This is a genomic window from Pseudoalteromonas sp. P1-16-1b (assembly GCF_001401785.1).
GTDB classification, from domain to species: Bacteria; Pseudomonadota; Gammaproteobacteria; order Enterobacterales; family Alteromonadaceae; genus Pseudoalteromonas; species Pseudoalteromonas undina.
Window position 1 is genome coordinate 1 of the sequence record NZ_LKGQ01000043.1, and the last position, 5,782, is coordinate 5,782.

At 37.0% G+C, this 5,782-nt stretch carries 5 protein-coding genes, 1 pseudogene and 1 other annotated feature; of the genes and pseudogenes, 3 read left to right on the forward strand and 3 right to left on the reverse strand.

Annotated elements, in window-relative coordinates:
- Positions 1–120: 120 nt before the first annotated feature.
- The 3 genes and pseudogenes from AN392_RS17975 to AN392_RS17985 all read right to left on the reverse strand — a co-directional run bounded on the left by AN392_RS17975 (position 121) and on the right by AN392_RS17985 (position 2,539).
- Entirely contained in the window at positions 121–558 is a 438-nt protein-coding gene (locus AN392_RS17975) for a hypothetical protein (RefSeq protein WP_013463093.1), read from the reverse strand.
- A 240-nt stretch (positions 559–798) separates the two neighbouring features.
- Positions 799–1,179, reverse strand: a complete 381-nt coding sequence (locus AN392_RS17980; protein WP_024606317.1) for a hypothetical protein — start codon at positions 1,177–1,179, stop codon at positions 799–801.
- Between the two features lie 140 nt (positions 1,180–1,319).
- Positions 1,320–2,539, reverse strand: a pseudogene (locus AN392_RS17985) (IS3 family transposase).
- Positions 2,145–2,261, reverse strand: a sequence feature (AL1L pseudoknot). Its footprint overlaps the pseudogene before it by 117 nt.
- Before the next feature lie 409 nt (positions 2,540–2,948).
- Here AN392_RS17985 and AN392_RS17995 point away from each other — a divergent pair.
- The 3 genes from AN392_RS17995 (at position 2,949) to AN392_RS18000 (ending at position 4,942) form a co-directional block, all read left to right on the forward strand.
- Positions 2,949–3,623 carry a hypothetical protein gene (locus AN392_RS17995; protein ID WP_013463096.1) on the forward strand — a complete coding sequence of 225 codons (675 nt, stop codon included), beginning with the start codon at positions 2,949–2,951 and terminating at the stop codon, positions 3,621–3,623.
- A gap of 632 nt (positions 3,624–4,255) precedes the next feature.
- Positions 4,256–4,465, forward strand: a complete 210-nt coding sequence (locus AN392_RS18595) for a hypothetical protein (RefSeq protein ID WP_152965273.1) — start codon at positions 4,256–4,258, stop codon at positions 4,463–4,465.
- 141 nt (positions 4,466–4,606) lie between these two features.
- Positions 4,607–4,942: a hypothetical protein gene (locus AN392_RS18000; RefSeq protein WP_055013468.1), complete on the forward strand. Its 336-nt coding sequence runs from the start codon at positions 4,607–4,609 to the stop codon at positions 4,940–4,942.
- The last annotated feature ends 840 nt before the right edge of the window (positions 4,943–5,782 follow it).

The following is a 5,782-nucleotide window of genomic DNA, read 5'->3' on the forward strand; positions in this document are numbered from 1 at the left end:
TAATAAATCTCAATTTAAGTGCCATATTTCATTATAAATCAATAAGTTCTCAACGCGCCGTGAATTCTCGATTTAAGTGGCACTGATCAGTAGGCCAGACATTCTGGCCTTTTTATATTTCTAAATACGAATGTTAACACCAGTACTTTTGTCTTGCATGATAGACATAGCTGATTCTAACATCTTCAAAGTAGTCTCGTCATTGCGTGACAGTGCGCCTTGGATGCCATCACGCGTTTTTTGAATGAAGTTATATCGTGTTTCATCACTGTGTGCACCTGCCAGTTCGCCTCCATTTACGGGTATTTTCATAGTCATAGCCATGAAAGGCCTGCCGTCATCGAGAGACATTTCTCCATTGCGGATTTGAGTGTTGGCCCAGTCCCGCATTTCTTGCCGGGTCATACTAGTGAAATCCGCCTGTTTTGTGCTGCTGTCAGTCTTATCATTGTCTGTTTGTGCTGCTGTTAATGCAGCCGAAAATGACGTTGAGGCCTCTGTTGAAGGCTTGGTACGCTGGTTCCCATTAAAATAATGTACGTTTGCATCAACTCGCATAGGTTCTTTTCCTTAGTATGATCGTATGAGTGATATTAACTGCAAAACCTGCGCCATAATTATACACTTATAGTCTTTTGAAAACGCCTTTAAAAAGTTTATTTAAATTAAGTTGTTGAAGGTAATTCATCGTAAAGTGAAAAGCTTAATACAGAGGTGTTGGACGGCAAAGGCTTTCCGGTAACTGGAATATTTACTAATAGGCTTGGCTCATAGGCCTTAAATTATTCAGGATAAAGCCTAATAAAAGAAGGTTTTGAAATAAGCAATATTAAAGTGAAATATTGGGATCGAGATTGATACAAAGATGAGGGATATAGAAATCAATATCCATTTCAATTTTTTGATTTCTTTTAAGTGATTTGCATTTTTAAGCGATTCATTTAGCCGCTGAATATTTAGTTCAACTTCGTGTACAGTCTCCTGAGAGACGAGCGCTAAATCTTTAATACTATCAACAGAGCTTTTTAAGTTTTTCTCTGTTGCTAGTATATGAGTATCAACGCTCTTAATTTCCAGTGATTTCTTCACATATTCAGATAAAGAAATACCTTCCTTTTGCGCCTCACTACTTAAAGACTCTTTTAATTTATCGTCAATTCGGATGCTTAGAATAGCCATTCTAAAATACCTCTGATGTATACGGGTGTAAACAAAGCGTATACGCCTATTTTTAAAGGCGCAACAGGTTATTTTAGATGAAAACTGTGTATGACAAAATGAGATAATAGGCACGCTGTCGAATGAATCGCCCCGAGTTCTCAGGCCACTTTACCTGACTCGTTTAAATTATCATAGTAGTCTGTTTCATATTGAGCTGGTGAAATATACCCAATTGAAGATAATAAGCGTTGATTATTAAACCAATTGACCCACTCTAACGTTGCGTATTCAACAGCATCAACATTCTTCCACGGGCCATTTCTGCGAATAATCTCTGTTTTAAATAATCCATTTATTGTTTCAGCCAATGCATTGTCATAAGAGTCACCCACACTGCCTACAGACGCTTGAATTCCAGCTTCAGCAAGTCGCTCAGTGTATCGTATAGACAAATATTGGCTGCCTCTGTCGCTGTGGTGAATTAACCCTTCGGGGTTGCCACGATGCCAAATAGCTTGCTCTAACGCATCAAGAATAAGCTCTGTGTGCATTGTCGTTGATACACGTCAACCTACAATGTATCGTGAAAAAACATCTATCACGAAAGCGACATAAACAAACCCACTCCATGTGGCAACATAGGTGATGTCAGCTACCCAAAGTTGATTTGGCTGCTCAGCAGTAAATTGACGATTAACTAAATCAAGTGGCTTATCTTGTTGCTCGTCAGGTATCGTTGTCTTATGTGCTTTACCCCGACGAACACCTTGAATTCCCATAACTCGCATCAATCGTTCGACTGTACAGCGGGCGACTTGATGGTCGTCAAGCTGTAGCTGCTTCCATATTTTTCTTGCACCATAAACTGACATATTATCCTCCCACACTTCGCGAATGAGTATTATCAGCTCAGCATCACGCTTTTTGCGGTTAGACAGTCGCTCAGGCTCTCTTTGTATCTGTTTATGAGAATAATACGTTGATGGTGCAATCGGCAATTCCTTGCAAATTGACTCGACACCGTAATGCTCTCTGCAAGCATCAATAAAATCCACTATTACTTCTGTTTGCGGTCGAGCTCCGCTTGGGCGAAAAAAGCGGCAGCTTGCCTCAGGATATCATTCGTTCGCTTGAGCTCTTTATTCTCGCGCTCTAAGACGGCAAGGCGTTCTTCAGTTGATTGCGTATTAGAAGAGGGTTTAGACGGTTGAGCTTGAGATTTCTTGACCCATGCTCTAAGTGTTTCTGGGGTACATCCCAGTTTATCTGAAATCGATACTAGCGCAGCCCAAAGAGAAGGGTATTCATGCTGTTGTGTGGTAACAAGCCTAATTGCACGTTCACGAAACTCTGATGTATAGCGATTTGATTTTTTCATAGTTCCAGTTTCTCAAGTTATTGAGTCTCTGGCAAACACGGGGCGATTCATTACTTATGATGGTGGTAATTGCCGTAGATACGGTTTTGCAATTTTAAGAAACTATGACGGACATGATTTCAAAGTGACTTTGGTTGATAGCAATGGAGATAGAGTTGCTGGCGGATATAGCGTAGCAGTTTCCACTTCTATCTTTAATGCAGGCACTTATTATTGGGAAGTTGAAAATAAAACAACAACTGGATCTACTTATGGTGGAATTACTTATGAAGTAAGATCTGGTGGCTAGTTAAACTTTCTATTAACGACTCAGCCCTATGAGTCGTTAATAGAAAACAATCTAAAATAAAAGCTTAAGTTTTATAAAATTATGTCGATAAAAGAAAACGACATATGAAAAAGGATTTTTATGAAAATCAGCACCAATCTACTACCTACTCTATTTGAAAGTAAAATATCTATTTTTACAAACAGTGATGATGAAAAAATAAAAAGCTTTTCTACTAAAACAAGCGAAAGTGGCTTAAAAATTAATATAAACACAACTCACCTTGATCCTAAAGTTAAAGAAAAAAAAGACAATAATGCTTTTGATTCATCATTAATTGAGGGAAGTGCATATGAAAAAGTATTTAAAAAAGAAGAGCTCAACTTTTCTAATATGAGTATAAAAGAACTTCATAGTATTGTTAAAAATGTGAATGAAATGGAACGAGAATACACACAAAAATACGATAGTGATGAACCAGTTAGATTAGGTAAGTCAGGAAACCCCATAATATCCAAAAAAAGAGAAGATATGAATAGTTTAGAGTCTAAACTTAGGATCCTTTCTTATGGTGGAGGGGATGTAGATCCTGATAAAAAAATTAATGTTATGGAGTATTTTTCTAATAGTTCAGAGAAATTAGATGGACTTGCTAAAGAATATCCTGAACGTCAGACTTATCAAGTAAGAGCCTCTTACATGAAAGAAATAATTAATACGTTTGATAAATTTATATCAGACGATACTTTTGATTTATATCAAGAAAAGGCTGCTTTATTGTTAACCGACAAAAAGAAAGTCGATGTTTTTATTTGAAAAAAGCCTAGAACATAGCAAAACAGCTAACAGCTTATTGAACACCATTTTGGTGGTTTATAACACACCGAAACGGCGTATATTACATACCCTGATAATTTCACCAATAATTACCTTTGTAAACAAGTAATTAAAACAGCTAGGAATTAAGCATGTTATTTTGCCCCAAAACGGCGTTTAATAATGTTATTGGACAAAATTAGATTTCTACTTAAAACACAGGAATAAATTTAACTTTTTCAGTGTCCGGTTATCGCTCAAAGCCGACCTATAGAATAATTGCTTTAACACGTTTTGGGGCAAAAACGAGCTACGATTGAAGGTCCGCTGGCACAGAGCCGAACTTCGTCAAAGAGCGAAAAGCGGTCATTGAGGTTGGCTAAATATTGTCGTTAATTGATTGGTTAAACTGCTCTTTGCGCATATATTCATTAAAATGAGCGTTGCGTGCATAATGGTTCATTTAACTCTACCTAAAAAATTTTAGAAAGCTTAGAGATAGTAATACCTTAGGTTATCTGTTAAAACTATATAAAGTAGACAAATGAGCGTTAAGTAGGGAGAAATAAACGCGGTTATCGTACTATAAAATGTTAGTTGCATCCGTAATATTGAACATTGGAGGTTTAAAAGTGGAATGGTCTTGGAAAGTATTCTTTATAACTTTACCCATAATGATTATTTATAGCATGTTTTCTCGTGGCTATATGAACGCACAAAATGTTGCTAAACATGGGGATAAAGCTGATTATAAGCAAAATCCTAAAATGGCGTTATTTGGTTCAATAGGCAGTGGTGCGATCGCATCGGTAATAATTACGGTCATTATTGGCTTCTTTTAGTTAATTAAAAATGCAACTAACAAGCGCATTAGATCTGACGTCCCACATTGTTCGATTTTTTGCTTAAAAGAAAATGACGAAAAAAAGCGTCTAACATGCTCCGTAACTAATGCGGGCATTATAATGACTAAAGGGAATTTTATGAAAAGACAATTTTTTGCAATATTATCAGTATCTTTATTATTAGCAGCTTGTACATCGAGCAGCGGGGTAATCCCTGACGGTAAAGATGCATACAGAGTAGTGCAAACAGGGGATACGGGATTTACCAACTCCAACACATTACAAAAAAATGCTTATAAAGAAGCCTCGTACTTTTGCGCGAATAAAGGACAAGTAGTCGAGACACTTAATGTTGAATCAAAACAAGCTAGACCGTTAGGTGGTTGGCCGGAAGCAAATTTATGGTTTCGTTGTGTAAATCGAGAAAAAGATGTCGAACAGTCCTCTTTTTCTGATAGCAATCAAAAAATTTGAGTACCGATCTATAACAGGTCAATCAACGCGCTCACTTCGTCCGCTGGGACGCAAACGCTTAGGACGGCTTCGCTATTATGCACTACGTGCCAACGCCCACTATTTATAAGTTATACTTTTCAGAGGTTTAGGTGAAGTTAATTAGCAATATAAAAACTTGGATTACACGGCTGCTAGGCTGCTTTTTAATGTATCTCGTTTTCACATCTGATTTTCACCTGCTTTATTCATCGTTAGTTGTAATAGGTGCAATTGTTTGTTTATTTTACAAACACTCATCAGATAAACGAAATGGTATAGTTGAAGGGATATGGATTCTGACAGCAGTTCTATTTATTTTATTATCTGGTTTAGCGATATTTGGTGGTAAAAATGATCTACTCGCTTTAGCTGTTCTTATCCCATTAGCGGTACTTTATGGTTGTACTTATATTCCATCTAGATATATTCCTAAGTTTATCAGGTTGCTTTTTGAATAAAACATAACAAGCGATTGAACAGGATTGTGCTTGTCCCTCGCAAATTTCAGCCTGCAATAAAAGTCCATTAATTGAGCGTTATCAATGTCCGCTCATGGCACAGAGCAGACCGCCGGTAATTATTGAGTGATGCAATCCACGGCTATAACTGACCAAGAATAGAAGTTCTTTATGTAATGAAAAATAAAGATGCGCTGTCGCTCCTCTGGCAAGCATCGGCCTAAATAAACTCTACCTCGAAGTAAACCCGATTAGCTTTCGTATAACAGATAGGCAAATTATCAATTCAAATCACTTACTGTAATAGATGTTTTCAAGCGATTTCTCGTTGTTTAAGAAATTTACCTAATAAAAAACATAA

Coding starts and splice junctions, on each gene's coding strand:
- AN392_RS17975 (WP_013463093.1), bottom strand. CDS start 558: ATGCGAGTTGATGCAAACGTACATTATTTTAATGGGAACCAGCGTACC.
- AN392_RS17980 (WP_024606317.1), bottom strand. CDS start 1,179: ATGGCTATTCTAAGCATCCGAATTGACGATAAATTAAAAGAGTCTTTA.
- AN392_RS17995 (WP_013463096.1), top strand. CDS start 2,949: ATGAAAATCAGCACCAATCTACTACCTACTCTATTTGAAAGTAAAATA.
- AN392_RS18000 (WP_055013468.1), top strand. CDS start 4,607: ATGAAAAGACAATTTTTTGCAATATTATCAGTATCTTTATTATTAGCA.